Here is a 13,634-nt window from a genome sequence, read left to right as displayed (position 1 = left end):
CCCTCGGTTCGCGGCGGACCGAGAGGTGACGACGCCCATGATGCGGCTCAGAAACTACTTCCTGACGGGCTTCATCGTCTGCGCGCCGCTGGCGATCACCGCCTGGATCACCTGGTCCTTCATGGGCTGGGTCGACAGCTGGGTGAAGCCCTATATTCCCGCCCGCTACTGGCCGGACGCCTATCTGCCCTTCGCCATCCCCGGCTTCGGCCTGATCGTCGCGCTGATCCTGATCACCCTGATCGGCTTTTTGACCGCCAACATCATCGGCCGCACCGTCATCGGCTGGGGCGAGCGGCTGCTCTCCCGCACGCCGCTGGTGCGCACGGTCTACATGGCGCTGAAGCAGATCTTCGAGACGGTGCTCGCCGACCGGTCCACCTCCTTCAAGACCGCCGCCTTGATGGAATATCCGCGCAAGGGGGTCTGGTGCGTCGTCCTCGTCGCGACCGATGCGCGGGGGGAAATCGCCAAGGTGCTGGCCGACGAATCCGACGACATGATCGCCGTCTTCCTGCCGCCGGCGCCCAATCCGACCTCGGGCTTCCTTCTGTTCGTGCCGCGCAAGGACCTGCGGATCCTCGACATGAGCATCGAGAACGCCCTGAAGCTCGTCGTCTCCTCCGGCCTCGTCAGCCCGGACGAGCCCAGCGGCAAGCTCACGCTCGACGAGGCGGCGAAGATCGTGTCGGCGCGCCAGAGCCGCGAACGGGAGATCGAGGCGGCGGAATGAGTGCCGCTTGCTCGGTCGATTCTGCTGCGCGATAGTGGCCATCGATGCAATTCAGAGTTATGACTGGGTGAGATCACGTTCTGTCCCTTCGGACGCCGCCGATGTTTCGCATCCTGCTCATTGCCGCACTCGCTCTCCTTTCCGCTTTCGCCGTGTCGGAAGCCTTGGCTCGGTCCAAGGCCGCACAATGGCTGGTGAAGCAGCAGATCGCGGACGCCTGCGAGACCGGAGGCGGCTCCATCGACCCGTCGGGTGTCATCGAACGCGACCTGAACGGCGACGGCCGCGCGGATCTCATCATTTCCCATGAGGCGATCAGTTGCGGCCGGGGGCGGAGCGGCTTCTGCGGCATGCAGGTCTGTTCGGTACTGTTCTACATCCGCCGCGGAGACCTTCTCGTGAAGGTCCACGAGATGCTGGGAGCCAATGTAGAAGTCCGGTCCGGACGCATCCCTGCGATCTTCCTCAGTGCCCATGGCGGCGGTGGCGGCACTGTTCGCTGGAACGGGCGAAGTTTCGAATAGCTCAGTCGGCGGGTCATGCGCGGGATTCCCCGACAAGCAAGTCATCCAGTTCCGGCCGGCGCGCCGAAGATCGACCAGCCCATGCGCGTGGTGAGCATTTCCAGCGCGATCCGCCCGAGATGGGAGTTGCCGGCCGCATCCAGCCCCGGCGACCAGACAGCGACGCTGGCCTTGTCCGGAACCACCGCCAGAATGGCGCCGCCGACGCCGCTCTTGCCGGGCAGGCCGACCCGGTAGGCGAACTCCCCCGAGCCGTCATAGTGGCCGCAGGTGAGCATGATGGCGTTGATCCGCCGGGCCCGCTCGGCCGTCACCACCGAATGACCGGTGGCCGGGTTTCGGCCTTGATGGGCGAGGAAGCTGCCGGCCTTCGCCAACTGGCGGGCCGTCATGGCGATGGCGCAGTGGTGGAAATAGACGCCGAGAACGTATTCCACCGTGTTCTCGATGACGCCGAAGCCCTTCATGAAATTCGCCAGCGCCCGGTTGTTGAAGCCGGTGCGCTCCTCCGACGCCGCCACCGCCCGGTCGATGTAGACGCCGTCGTCGTCGGCGAGGAACTGCAGGAAGCGCAGGATCTCGCCGAGCGCCTCGCGGGGCTGGTGGCCGGAAAGGATCATGTCGGTGACGGCGATGGCGCCGGCGTTGATGAAGGGGTTGCGCGGGATGCCGCGCTCCTGCTCCAACTGGACGATCGAGTTGAACCGGCTCCCCGACGGCTCGCGCCCGACCCGGTTCCACAGGCGGTCGCCTGCCAGACCCAGCGCGAGGGTAAGTGTGAAGACCTTCGAAACGCTCTGGATCGAGAAATACTTGCCGCAATCGCCGCCGCAGACGGTGCTGCCGTCCTTCAGCGCCACGGCGATGGCGAACTGGTTCGGATCGATCCGCCCGAGTTCGGGGATATAGGTCGCCACCTGCCCGCGATCGGGGCGCGCGGCCATCTCGGCGGCGATCTCGGCGACGACGGTTTCGAGGTCGGGCATGGGCGATGTCCCTTCGTGTCGGTGCGGGGCGTTGAGTCGACGGCCTTTGTCCGGCGAGGGTGACGCGGCGCTTACCCCCCTCTGCCCTGCCGGGCATCTCCCCCACAAGGGGGGAGATCGACCGGGCGCCGCCGCTGCGGCCAATCGCAGACGTTTCGACATCGTGGTCGACGGCTCGCGCCCCCACTGACGCCGCCTGATCTCCCCCCTTTGTGGAGGAGATGCCCGGCAGGGCAGAGGGGGGTGCCTCGGCGCGGCGCACGACCCAGCGGCACACATCCCGCGCCAAAACCCCCGGCGGCGCGATGCGCCCCGGCTTTTGCCATGCGATGCGCCCCCTCCCGAAGGAGAGGACCGATCCTGTCGCCGTCCACCCGGGGGGCGGACAGCGAAACGCCGGAGGCGAGCCCTCCGAATATTCAATTGTTACGGCCCGCCTCCGGCGTTCCGCGCGGTGTCTTTGCGGGCCCTTCAGCCTCGCGCATCCTGTCCGGCGCTTCGCTCTCACGGGAGCGTCGACCTCGAATGCGTCCGGCCGGCTGCCGACGCTTCACCCGCCGCGCCTTTTCAGCACGGCGACCTCAAGCGGACCGATCCGCACCCGCGCCGTATTACGCGAGGGGTCGGCGGAGCCAGGGCCCGTCCGGGATGCGACGATCCTCCGGAAGGATTTCGCACCGCGGACACCGCCCGCCTTCCCGAACGATCCCGGCGATCATTCGTGTCCCTCGGGAAGACGGCGAGGGGATTGTGTGCGGGGGGATGGGGGGTGGGGATAAGTCGGGCGGTCAAGAGAATGTGATCTGGCGCCAGGGCCTATCAGGGCGGCGTTTTACAAGCCGAGACCGGGCAGACCCGGGCTTCGTCTTCCCCGCTTCGTCATCCTCGTGCGCGAGCACGGGGATCCATGCCGGACCGGGTCCCGCATCGTAGCGGCGCCTGGAGTGCTTTCGCCCGCAACCGGACTGCTCCTGAAGCGGTGAGGCATGGATCCCCGACCCTTCGGGCCGAGGATGACGTGGCGCTGTTGACGGCGCCTGTTCTTCCACGGGACAGTCGAGGCGAAACGTGCGGGACATCGCCGGCAGGCAACCCCTTGGCCGTTTGTCGGGCTGCTTCGTCAACTCGGATCAGGGGGAGGAAGCTCACCGCCTGCGCCTATTCCGTGAGCGCCGGTGGTCTTCGCGTGATCTCGGTCCGCAAGGCGAACGAAGGCGAGGTGAAGCGCTATGGATCATACCGGCGACGACAACCCGGATTGGCTCGACTTCCCCGCCGCGCCGCTCGACACTGCCGCCAAGCTGAAGGCGACGCGCGCCCGGCTTGCTGCCAGCCAGGCCGACTTCGCCGCGCTCCTTCAGGTGTTGTCCGCGACGCTCCACAACTGGGCGCAGCGGCGGAGGAAGCCGGACGCTTGAGGCTGACGATGATTGGTCTCGTTTAGGATGGTCTGGGGGGGGTGACGGCTCGACCCTGAGTAAGGTCTTACACGACGTCGCATCTCTTAACAGCTACTGGATGTAATTCGAGAATCATCCTACAAGTATGCCAGTGGTCAGCTCTAACGGTGAGTCTTAATTTGAATCCCGTCATTCGTGCGCAACTCCGAGAATTTGCCAAGGCGCATTCCATCGAAATTTACTCGCTGGAAAAGCAATTCGAGATATACAGCGTATTCTCTGTGTTAAGCGGCCTCCTAGGCGAGAATATTGATCCCTATGACGTGCATCTTGAGGGTGATGAGTTTGGGGTTGATGGTATTGCTATTTTAATTCAGGGCGAGTCTGTAATAAATCGACAAGAGGCAAAAGAAAAACTTGAGTCTATTAATAATCCTATAATCGAGTTTATATTCTTTCAAGCGAAAACGAGCACTAGCTATGACTACGGAGATATTTCCAAGTTTTTTGATGCAATAACGGGGTTTTTTGACGAGAGTTTAATCGGCGAGAGTGACACCGTCGACGATTTGATAGGCGCGATGCATGAAATATATGAGCGCGGAGTAGGCAAAAGAAACCCAAAGATCAGTTGTTTCTATGTTGCGACTGGGAACTATGAAGAGCCATCGAGGATTGAGAAATTGCGAACGGCCTTCCGGGGTCAATTGGAAGAGCAGAATATTTTCGATACAAATAGCATCGTTATCGAGATGGTGGGAGCTCGCGATCTGCAGCGTTGGTACCGTGCCGCGACCACTGCGGTAGAGGTGGAGATCGATTTCCCGAGGAACGTCGTGATGCCATCGAATGAGCATGTAGAAGAGGCGTATATCGGATATATCGACGCAAAAAACCTTCTAGCACTGTATGTTGTGAAGGATACGGACGATGATACCGTAAAGATTAATAAATCTGTTTTTTTTGATAATATTCGAGATTATGACGCAAAATCAAAAATTAATATCTCTATTAAGGAGAGTGTTCAATCGGGCGGTGGGGCGGAATTTGTGTTCCGAAATAATGGAATCACGGTCGTTTCTAAGAACATCGACCGGACTGGAGATCGATTCAAGCTTGAGGATTTTCAGATAGTAAACGGGTGTCAGACAAGCAATATTATTTTTGATCTAGTTTATGGCAATGAAGCGGGTGATCCAAAAGAAAATCAAGAGTTGACGGGTTCTATTCAAGTTCCATTGCGCTTAATCGGCTCCAAGGACGATGAGTTTGTTTCATCTATTATTGTCGGAGCTAATCGTCAAAATCCGGTGCGCGACGAACAGTTTTGGGCACTCCGCCCATTTATGAAAAACTTTGAGGAATACTGTAGAAGTCTTGATGCGGAAGAAATAATATATTTTGAAAGACGGGATAATCAGTATCGGAATCAAGACATCGAGCGAACAAGGATAATGCAGCCGTCAGTTTTAATGAAGGCTGTTGCTGCTTGTTTATTGTTTCAGCCTCAGAGGGCGGCTCGTGATTATCGAGGTATTCTCTCTGAATACGATAAGGTAATATTTTTGGATGATCAGGATGTTAGGATATATCACGCTGTTGCATATCTTTATTATCGCTTGGAGTTTCTCTGGAGAAATCAACGAATTGATAATGGTTATAAAACCTTTCGATATTACATTTTAGCGGGCATTGGGCTCAAGCTTTCGGAAGGCGAAAACACGCTTACGATGAAGAAAGGAAAGCTTACCACGCTTGCAACGTCTTTTATCTCGTTGTGCAAGGACGAGGATCGGCTAAAGTCGGCTGTGACCTCAGTGGTTGGCGTCGTTCAGGAACGTTTGTTGGAAATGAGTGTGTCTAGCCAAGAAAGAATCCGGGATACGATCCGATCGGAGACCTTCGCAGTCCAATTCAAACAAAATCTAATGTCTAAGCAAAAATAGGAGTTGGCCAACTCCCACTTTCGCAAATGGTTTCCCGTTGCGCGCTAAGACAGTGGGGATGCCGGCGATCTCTAGGAGGATAATGACTTGTCGTTATCGTCCGTCATCACCCCGACCTGAGCAACCGCACCGCCTCGTCCTTCCCGAACAGATAGAGCAGCCCCCGCAGCGCCTCGCCCCGCACGCCCTTCAGTTCCGGGTCCTTCGCCAGCACCAGCCTTGCGTCGTCCCGCGCGACTTCCATCAGGTCGGCGTGGTGCTCGGTGCGGGCGATCCGGAAAAACGGCAGGCCGGATTGCTGGGTGCCGAGGAGGTCGCCTTCGCCGCGCAGCTTCAGGTCTTCCTCGGCTATGCGGAAACCGTCCTCGGTCTCGCGCATGACCTTCAGGCGGGCGGCCGCTGTTTCGCCGAGGGGGCCGCGATAGAGGAGGACGCAGGAGGAGGCCTTGTCGCCACGGCCGACGCGGCCCCTCAGCTGGTGGAGCTGGGAGAGGCCGAAGCGTTCGGCGTGTTCGATGACGATGATGGTGGCTTCGGGAACGTCGACGCCGACCTCGATGACGGTGGTGGCGACGACGAGGCGCTTGTCTCCGCGCTTGAAGGCACCCATCACGGTGTCCTTCTCCTCGGCGTTCATCCGGCCGTGGACGACGCCGACGGTGTCCGGGCCGAACACCTCGGCGAGCTGGCGGCCGCGCTCCTCGGCGGCCATCAGGTCGCTCTTTTCGCTTTCCTCGACCAGCGGGCAGACCCAGTAGACCCTCTGGCCGCCGGCAATGGCGTTGCCGATGCGCTCGACCACCTCGTCGATGCGGTCGGTGGGCAGCGCCACGGTGGCGATGGGTTTTCGGCCCTTCGGCTTTTCGGAAAGGCGGGAGACCTCCATGTCGCCGAAGGCGGAGAGGACGAGGGTGCGCGGGATGGGCGTCGCGGTCATCACCAGGAGATCGGCGCCGCGGCCCTTCTTCGTCAGTGAGAGGCGCTGGTGGACGCCGAAGCGGTGCTGCTCGTCGACGATGACGAGGCCGAGATCGCCATAGGCGACGTCTTCCTGAAAGAGCGCGTGGGTGCCGACGACGATGTCGGTCTCGCCGCTGGCGATCGCATCCAGCTTGGCGGCGCGGGCGCGGCCATTGTCGCGGCCGGTGAGGAGGGTCATCGACAGGCCGGCGGCTTCAGCGAGCTTGCCGAGCCCTGCGAAATGCTGGCGGGCGAGGATTTCCGTCGGGGCGAGCAGGGCCGACTGGCAGCCGGATCCCGCCGCCACCGCCATCGCCATCAGCGCGACGACGGTCTTGCCGGCGCCGACGTCGCCCTGGAGAAGCCGCAGCATGCGTTCGGGGCTCGCCATGTCGGCGGCGATCTCGGCAAAGGCCTGTTCCTGGCCGCCCGTCAGCGCGAAGGGGAGGGCGGCGCGGACCTTGGCGAGGCGGCCCGCCGGGTCGGTCATCGCGCGGCCGGGAACGGCCTTCTGGTTCTGGCGGGAGAGGGCGAGGGCGAGCTGGCTCGCCAGATATTCGTCATAGGCAATGCGGCGCCATGACGGATTTTCCGGCGAAATGTCTGCGGCATCAGCCGGATCGTGCAGGCGTTTCAGCGCGTCGTTGAAGGTCGGGAAACTCTGGTGCTTGACGACCGACGGGTCGATCCATTCGGCAAAGTCCGGCACACGCTCCAAAGCCTGCCCGATCGCCTTCCTCAGCACCTTGCCGGAGAGCCCGGCCGTCATCGGATAGATCGGCTCGACGAGGCTCATGGTCTCGGCCCGCTCGAGGCTGGCGACGAAATCGGGATGCACCATTGACGGCCGCCCGTTGAACCATTCGACCTTGCCGGAGACGATCATCGTCTCGCCGACGGGCAGGAGGTTCTCCATCCAGGCCGGCTGCGCCCGGAAATAGGTCAGCGCGATCTCGCCGGTCTCGTCGGTCGCGAACACCCGGTAAGGCACCGACTTCTGCGCCCGGCCGGGCGGCTGGTGGCGGTCGATGCGGACGGTGAGGGTGACGATCGCGCCTTCCGGCGCAGTGGCAATCTCGGCGCGCTTGCGCCGGTCGACGAGGCCTGTGGGCAGGTGGAAGACCAGGTCGCGGATGCGCAGCGTCTCGCCGGGGCGCACCAGCAGGGTCTGGAGCAGGCCGGCGAGCTTCGGCCCGACGCCTTCCAGCGTGGTGACGGCGGCGAACAGGGGGTCGAGGAGGGAGGGACGCATTGGGCTACCGTTTAACCCTGCAAGCCGCGATGGCAAGAGCGTGAAAGGGCGACGCTCGTCCATCTGCTGACACGCCGCCCCGCTGCCTATATGAGGAGGCATTCCAGACGACGGGTTCATTATGACAGGCATGCAGCGCTCATCGAGCGATCTCGACATTCGTCGCCGCAAGGCGCTCTTTCGCTCGTGGCATCGCGGAATCCGGGAGATGGATCTCGTGCTCGGGCAGTTCGCCGATGCGAAGATCGGGACGTTGAGCGATGACGACCTCGGCGACTACGAGCAGCTGATGGAAGCGCAGGATCGCGACATCTTCATGTGGCTGACCGGCGAGGCGGAGACGCCCGGAAATTTCGACACGCCGGTGTTCCGGCAGATCCGCGACTTCCATGTCGGCGGGGCTGAGGCCGGTGGCCACATGCCCGGTCATATGGCGGTCGGGTCCAAGGATAGCCCGGAGACGACGAAGTGAGCCTGCCAGACAAGCTGAAGAAGGCGCTGGAGAAGGATGGCGCGCTCGATATCGGCGGCGTCGTCGAGGGGGCGGAGGCCTTCGTCCTTGCCGACGTCGCCCGCCACCGGGCCAAGAAGCGGCCGCTGGTCTTCGTTATGCGCGACGGCAGCCGGATGCCGGAGATCGAGGAGGCGCTGAAATTCGTCGCGCCGGAGCTGCCCGTCCTGACGCTGCCGGCCTGGGACTGTCTGCCCTATGACCGCGTCGGCCCGTCCTCGGAAGCCGCCGCGCGGCGGCTGGCGGCCATGGCGGCGCTGACTTCGCTCCGCGATGATCCGCACCGGGCGGTGATCCTGACGACGGCGAACGCGCTTCTCCAGAAGATGCCGCCGGCCGACGTTCTCGGCAAGGAGGCGATCTCGGTCGGCGCCGGCGGCCAGATGCCGATGGAAAAGATCGTCACGGCGCTGACCCATGGCGGCTTCGAGCGGGTGTCGACGGTGCGTGAGCGCGGCGAATATGCGGTGCGCGGCGGCATTCTCGACGTCTTCGCGCCGGGAGCGGAAGAGCCGGTGCGGCTCGATTTCTTCGGCGACACGCTGGAGACGGTGCGCGCCTTCGATCCGGCGAGCCAGCGCACGACGAAGCAGCTGAAGCGCTTCGAACTCTCGCCGGTCTCCGAGATAACCCTGCGCGACGAGACGATCAGCCGTTTCCGGACCAACTACATCAAGCGCTTCGGAGCCGCCCAGAGGGGCGATGCCCTCTACGAATCGATTTCCGAGGGCAAGCGCTTTGCCGGCATGGAGCACTGGCTGCCGCTGTTCTACGAGCGGCTCGACACGATCTTCGACTATGCCCGGGGCTTTGCCTTCGTGCTCGACCATCTGACGATGGAGTCCGTCGCCGAGCGGCGGACGCTGATCGCCGACCACTACGAGGCGCGCAAGCGCGGCGGGACGGAATCCTTCGGTGAAGGGGGCGTGCCCTATCATCCGGTCGAGCCGGACGCGCTCTATCTCAGCGAGGACGAGCTTTCGGGCGGCCTCGCCAGCGTCGAGCCGGTGCGGCTGTCGGCCTACGGCGTGTCGGACGTGATCGGGCGTCAGGCCTTCAATCTCGACTACAGGCGCGGCCGGAACTTCTCCACCGAGCGCACCGCCGAGGGCGTCAACGTCTTCGCCGAGGCGGTGAACCACGTGGCCAAACTCCGGGCGGACGGCCAGCGGGTGCTCCTCGCCGGCTGGACGGAAGGCTCGCGCGAGCGCCTGACCCAGGTGATGGAAGAACACGGTCTCGGCTCGATCAAGACGGTGGAGAGCCTGAAGCAGGTGCGCGAGGCGCCCAAGAACTTCGTCGTTACCGCCGTGCTCGGCCTCGAAGCCGGCTTCGAGAGCGACGATCTGGTCGTCGTCGCCGAGCAGGACATTCTCGGCGATCGCCTCGTCCGGCGCGGGCGGCGGCGGCGCAAGAACTCCGACTTCATCTCGGAGGTCTCGGGCCTCGACGAGGGCGACATCGTCGTCCATGTCGATCACGGCATCGGCCGCTTCGTCGGGCTGAAGACCATCGAGGCGGCGGGCGCGCCGCACGACTGCCTGGAACTCAGATATCAAGGCGACGACCGGCTGTTCCTGCCGGTGGAGAACATCGAGCTTTTGTCGCGCTATGGCGGCGAGGGGACCGAGGCGACCCTCGACCGGCTGGGCGGGGGCGCCTGGCAGGCGCGCAAGGCCAAGCTGAAGAAGAAGCTGCTCGAGATGGCGGGCGGCCTGATCAGGATTGCCGCCGAACGCGAGATGCGCGGCGCGCCGCGGCTCTTGCCGCCCGAGGGCCTGTGGGACGAGTTCGCCGCGCGCTTCCCCTATGAGGAGACCGAGGACCAGCTCGGCGCGATCGATGCCGTCACCGACGATCTCGCCGCCGGCAAGCCGATGGATCGCCTCGTCTGCGGCGACGTCGGCTTCGGCAAGACCGAGGTGGCGCTCAGGGCCGCCTTCGTCGCGGCGATGAACGGGCTGCAGGTCGCCGTCGTCGTGCCGACGACGCTGCTTGCCCGCCAGCACTACAAGACTTTCGTCGAACGGTTCCGCGGCCTGCCGATCCACGTCGGCCAGGCCTCGCGGCTGGTGACGGCGAAGGAACTCGCCGGCGTCAAGAAGGGCATTGCCGACGGCACGCTGGACATCGTCGTCGGCACCCATGCACTGCTCGGCAAGGCGGTGAACTTCAAGTCGCTCGGGCTCCTCATCATCGACGAGGAGCAGCATTTCGGCGTCAAGCACAAGGAGCGGCTGAAGGAGCTGAAGTCGGACGTGCACGTCCTCACCCTCTCCGCCACGCCGATCCCGCGGACGCTGCAGCTGGCTTTGACCGGCGTGCGCGAACTGTCGCTGATCACCACGCCGCCGGTCGACCGCATGGCGGTGCGCACATTCGTCTCGCCCTTCGACGCGATGGTCGTTCGTGAGACGCTGCTGCGCGAAAGATACAGGGGCGGCCAGAGCTTCTATGTCTGCCCGCGCGTGTCCGACCTCGCCTCGGTGAAGGAGTTCCTCGACACCCACGTGCCGGAGCTGAAGGTGGCGGTCGCCCACGGTCAGATGGCGGCGGGCGAGCTCGACGACATCATGAACGCCTTCTACGAGGGCCAGTACGACGTGCTCCTGGCGACGACGATCGTCGAATCCGGCCTCGACATCCCGACCGCCAACACGCTGATCGTCCACCGGGCCGACATGTTCGGTCTCGCCCAGCTCTACCAGATCCGCGGCCGCGTCGGGCGCTCCAAGCAGCGGGCCTATGCGCTGCTGACGCTGCCGGCCAACAAGACGCCGACCAAGGGCGCCGACCGACGGCTGAAGGTGCTGCAGTCGCTGGATACGCTCGGCGCCGGCTTCCAGCTGGCATCCCACGATCTCGACCAGCGCGGCGCCGGCAACCTCCTCGGCGACGAACAGTCCGGCCACATCAAGGAGGTCGGCTTCGAACTCTACCAGCAGATGCTGGAAGAGGCGGTCGCCGAGATGAAGGGCGTCGAGAGCGAGACCAATGGCCAGTGGTCGCCGCAGATCACGCTGGGCACCGCCGTGATGATCCCGGAGCACTACGTGCCGGACCTGCAGCTGCGCATGACGCTCTACCGCCGCCTTGCCGATCTCGGCGACGCCCGCGAGATCGACGGTTTCGGCGCCGAGCTGATCGACCGTTTCGGGCCGCTGCCCACCGAGGTCGAGCATCTGCTGAAGGTCGTGTTCATCAAGGCGCTGTGCCGCAAGGCGAATATCGAGAAGCTCGATGCCGGGCCGAAGGGGATCGTCATCACCTTCCGCGACAAGAACTTCGCCAATCCAGCGGCCCTCGTCCGCTATATCGGCGAGCAGGGCGCTTCGGCGAAGATCCGGCCGGACCAGTCGATCGTCCTCATCCGCGACTGGCCGACGCCGGAAAAGCGCCTCAACGGCGCCGCGACGGTCGCGACCAATCTCGCCCGTTTCGTCGACGAGGGGCAGAAGCAGGCGGCATGAGGCGGGCCCGGACGGTGGGAAACGCGCCAAGGCGGACCGGCGTTGTCCGCCGGGGCAGGCTCCTCTGACTTTTCGGAACACGCCGCAGGTTTTGCCTCCGGGGCTGAAACCCGCATCTGCGCGCCGATGGGACCGCGTCAGCCGAAATTGGCGCGATAGGCGTCCAAGACGGTGCTGAGCTGGCCGTTTGCCGGTGGATGGCCGCCCTCGTGGCTCGTCTTCAACGTCGTCAGATCGAGGGAAGCCTTCGATCCCATGGCGTCGACCAGGCTGCGCGTGCGCAGCGCCCGGCGATTGACCGCCTGTTCCTCGGCCTGGGCCTTGAGCTTTTCGATATAGGCCTGGTTGATCTGCGGCGATCTGAGCGAGCCGGCGAGCGAAGCGCGGAGCTCATCGGGAACGGATCGTTCGGTCCCGGTGCTGCGGTTCTCGTTGAGAACCGTCTGCGTTTCGAACTGCCTCGACGCGAAGGCGCTGTAGACGGACGCCATTTCGATCGACGGTAATGGGTCGCTGTTTGCCATGACGCTGGTTCCCGAATCTCTTGTTCAGGAAAATGGCTGACAGAACTTTCAAGTTGGCTTCTTCAATCGCGAGAATTCAAATCGTATTGTTCCGATTGTCGGCGCAGCGCAGAAGGCAGCCGATTACAACATTGCAGATTGCCCTCCGCCGATATCGCTGCGGCAGCCACTCGCCACTGCAATTCGGCGGTTCGATCCGAACAATACTTGCCATTCCTGCGTTCACGATGAAAATCGTTCGATAAGAGGCAAAATTTAATTTGAAATCACGGCGCGGGCCGCAGGCGGAGTGCCCGCTCTTCGAGAGGCTGACGACCATAAGGGCGGTCGATCGTTCCAAGCTCCGGTGCGCGTGGGGCCGGCGCGCATGGGAGCGGGACGATCGCCTGGACGGTCGCGGAAATCGGCATGACGACCCTGACGGCGCAGGGAGCAGGGCCGCTGACGTCCCGCGGCCTGCGGCTGATCTGGAAATTCTGCCTGCGCCTCTTCGCCGAGAGACCGTGGCGGCATTTGATCTTCACCAAGATCGGCCTCCTGTTTCTCGCCCTCACGACGCTCGGCTGGTATGTCGGTCTGTGGCTCGGCTGGTGGCTGGTGTTTCTCGGCGCGAGCGGGAACATCGTCGATGCTTCCACAAACGAGCCGGCCAACGCGCTCGATACGTTGTATTTCGCCGGCTACACCGTGACGACGTTGGGGATCGGCGATTTCAAGCCATCCGGCGCGCTCTGGCAGATTCTCACGGCAGTCTGCGCCGCCAATGGGTTGCTGGCGTTGACCCTTTCGGTGACCTATCTCGTGCCGATCCTATCGGCCGCCGCGCAGAAGCGCCAACTGGCGCTGACGATCCACGGCATCGGCAGCACCCCCGCCGGCATCCTGCAGACAGCCTGGGACGGCAAGAGCCTGACCAGCTTTGAAGGCGTCATGCCGGATATCGCGACGCAGATCCTGACGCTCGGCGAGCAGCATCTCGCCTATCCCGTCCTGCACTATTTCCTCAGCCGGCATGCAGAATTCGCGCTGCCCGTTCGTCTGGCGGCGTTCAGCGACGCGATTGATGTGATCGCGACGGCGACCCCCTGCGGACGTCCGGCCCAGCCGCCTGTCGCTGATCCAGTGTCAGTCGGCGGTTGCAACGTTTCTGGGCGCAATGGAGTCGGCCCATATCGACATCTCCGAGCGGCAACCAGCTGCGCCTGATCTCAGCGCGGCGGTGGCGAGCGGTGTTCCCGTCGATCCTATCCCGGCCTTCGGGGATGAGACGGGCGGGGCGGACCGCCGCCTGCTCCTGTCGCTGGTCGTCAGCGACGGGTGGAGCTGGC

10 protein-coding genes are annotated in these 13,634 nt (G+C 63.4%); 7 read left to right on the top strand and 3 right to left on the bottom strand.

From position 1 onward, the window contains the following. Positions 1-37: 37 nt before the first annotated feature. Together GTK09_RS12025 and GTK09_RS12020 are read left to right on the top strand one after the other, a co-directional pair. Positions 38-733: a DUF502 domain-containing protein gene (locus GTK09_RS12025; protein ID WP_163463400.1), complete on the top strand. Its 696-nt coding sequence runs from the start codon at positions 38-40 to the stop codon at positions 731-733. A gap of 101 nt (positions 734-834) precedes the next feature. After that, positions 835-1,257: a hypothetical protein gene (locus tag GTK09_RS12020; protein WP_163463399.1), complete on the top strand. Its 423-nt coding sequence runs from the start codon at positions 835-837 to the stop codon at positions 1,255-1,257. A gap of 41 nt (positions 1,258-1,298) precedes the next feature. Here the strand turns inward: GTK09_RS12020 and GTK09_RS12015 are convergent, their stop codons facing one another. Beyond that, positions 1,299-2,243, bottom strand: coding sequence for a glutaminase (locus tag GTK09_RS12015; RefSeq protein WP_163463398.1), 945 nt, complete (start codon positions 2,241-2,243; stop codon positions 1,299-1,301). 1,229 nt (positions 2,244-3,472) lie between these two features. Between GTK09_RS12015 and GTK09_RS12010 the strand changes: the two genes are divergently transcribed. Then, positions 3,473-3,661: a helix-turn-helix domain-containing protein gene (locus tag GTK09_RS12010; protein WP_163463397.1), complete on the top strand. Its 189-nt coding sequence runs from the start codon at positions 3,473-3,475 to the stop codon at positions 3,659-3,661. 161 nt (positions 3,662-3,822) lie between these two features. Next, the gene (locus GTK09_RS12005; RefSeq protein WP_163463396.1) at positions 3,823-5,589 is read left to right on the top strand and encodes an AIPR family protein; all 1,767 of its coding nucleotides are present in this window, start codon (positions 3,823-3,825) and stop codon (positions 5,587-5,589) included. Between the two features lie 106 nt (positions 5,590-5,695). Here the strand turns inward: GTK09_RS12005 and recG are convergent, their stop codons facing one another. After that, on the bottom strand, positions 5,696-7,801 hold the full coding sequence (gene recG, locus GTK09_RS12000; RefSeq protein WP_163463395.1) for an ATP-dependent DNA helicase RecG: 2,106 nt from the start codon (positions 7,799-7,801) through the stop codon (positions 5,696-5,698). Between the two features lie 121 nt (positions 7,802-7,922). On the opposite strand from recG, the gene GTK09_RS11995 reads away from it, so the two are divergent. Both GTK09_RS11995 and mfd read left to right on the top strand, forming a co-directional pair. Further along, positions 7,923-8,273: an FAD assembly factor SdhE gene (locus tag GTK09_RS11995; protein ID WP_163463394.1), complete on the top strand. Its 351-nt coding sequence runs from the start codon at positions 7,923-7,925 to the stop codon at positions 8,271-8,273. Then, positions 8,270-11,782, top strand: a complete 3,513-nt coding sequence (mfd, locus tag GTK09_RS11990) for a transcription-repair coupling factor (RefSeq protein WP_163463393.1) — start codon at positions 8,270-8,272, stop codon at positions 11,780-11,782. Before GTK09_RS11995 ends, mfd begins: the two co-directional genes overlap by 4 nt. A gap of 137 nt (positions 11,783-11,919) precedes the next feature. Here the strand turns inward: mfd and GTK09_RS11985 are convergent, their stop codons facing one another. Continuing rightward, the gene (locus tag GTK09_RS11985; protein WP_163463392.1) at positions 11,920-12,306 is read right to left on the bottom strand and encodes a hypothetical protein; all 387 of its coding nucleotides are present in this window, start codon (positions 12,304-12,306) and stop codon (positions 11,920-11,922) included. A gap of 513 nt (positions 12,307-12,819) precedes the next feature. Here GTK09_RS11985 and GTK09_RS11980 point away from each other — a divergent pair. Beyond that, positions 12,820-13,512, top strand: a complete 693-nt coding sequence (locus tag GTK09_RS11980; protein ID WP_163463391.1) for a potassium channel family protein — start codon at positions 12,820-12,822, stop codon at positions 13,510-13,512. Positions 13,513-13,634 lie beyond the last annotated feature (122 nt).

It is taken from the genome of Jiella pacifica, assembly GCF_010500815.1.
Taxonomy (GTDB): Bacteria; Pseudomonadota; Alphaproteobacteria; order Rhizobiales; family Rhizobiaceae; genus Jiella; species Jiella pacifica.
This window is presented reverse-complemented; position numbering and strand designations above follow the sequence as displayed.

Excerpts from the sequence above, each read along its gene's own strand:
- GTK09_RS12025 (WP_163463400.1), top strand. The coding sequence starts at position 38 with ATGATGCGGCTCAGAAACTACTTCCTGACGGGCTTCATCGTCTGCGCG.
- GTK09_RS12010 (WP_163463397.1), top strand. The coding sequence starts at position 3,473 with ATGGATCATACCGGCGACGACAACCCGGATTGGCTCGACTTCCCCGCC.
- GTK09_RS12020 (WP_163463399.1), top strand. The coding sequence starts at position 835 with ATGTTTCGCATCCTGCTCATTGCCGCACTCGCTCTCCTTTCCGCTTTC.
- GTK09_RS11995 (WP_163463394.1), top strand. The coding sequence starts at position 7,923 with ATGACAGGCATGCAGCGCTCATCGAGCGATCTCGACATTCGTCGCCGC.
- GTK09_RS11985 (WP_163463392.1), bottom strand. The coding sequence starts at position 12,306 with ATGGCAAACAGCGACCCATTACCGTCGATCGAAATGGCGTCCGTCTAC.
- recG (WP_163463395.1), bottom strand. The coding sequence starts at position 7,801 with ATGCGTCCCTCCCTCCTCGACCCCCTGTTCGCCGCCGTCACCACGCTG.
- GTK09_RS12015 (WP_163463398.1), bottom strand. The coding sequence starts at position 2,243 with ATGCCCGACCTCGAAACCGTCGTCGCCGAGATCGCCGCCGAGATGGCC.